Genomic DNA, 316 nt, shown 5'->3' on the forward strand with positions numbered 1-316 from the left:
GGCCTGAGCCGGGGCTACCGGCCGGGGCGCCGTGTTGCGCGGTGGCCCACACCGTCCTACATATCCAGGCCGAGGTCGAGCACTGCGACCGAATGGGTGAGGGCGCCGACGGCCAGATAGTCGACACCTGTCCGGGCGTAGTCGGCGGCGACATCGAGGGTGAGCCCGCCGGACGATTCCAGTTTCGTCCCCGGCGATGTCGTGTTGCGGCGCTGAACCGCGGCCTGGGTCTGCCAGAGCGGGAAGTTGTCCAGCAGGACAAGTTCGACGTCTTCGGCCAGGACTGCGTCGAGCTGGTCGAGGCTGTCGACCTCCA

General features: G+C 68.4%; 1 pseudogene. It reads right to left on the reverse strand.

What is annotated here, in order from left to right:
• Nucleotides 1-56 precede the first annotated feature (56 nt).
• Nucleotides 57-316 (reverse strand): annotated as a pseudogene (locus tag GV790_RS29555) (carboxylating nicotinate-nucleotide diphosphorylase); the annotation flags it as partial.

The organism is Nocardia cyriacigeorgica, assembly GCF_010858045.1.
Taxonomy (GTDB): domain Bacteria; phylum Actinomycetota; class Actinomycetes; order Mycobacteriales; family Mycobacteriaceae; genus Nocardia; species Nocardia cyriacigeorgica_E.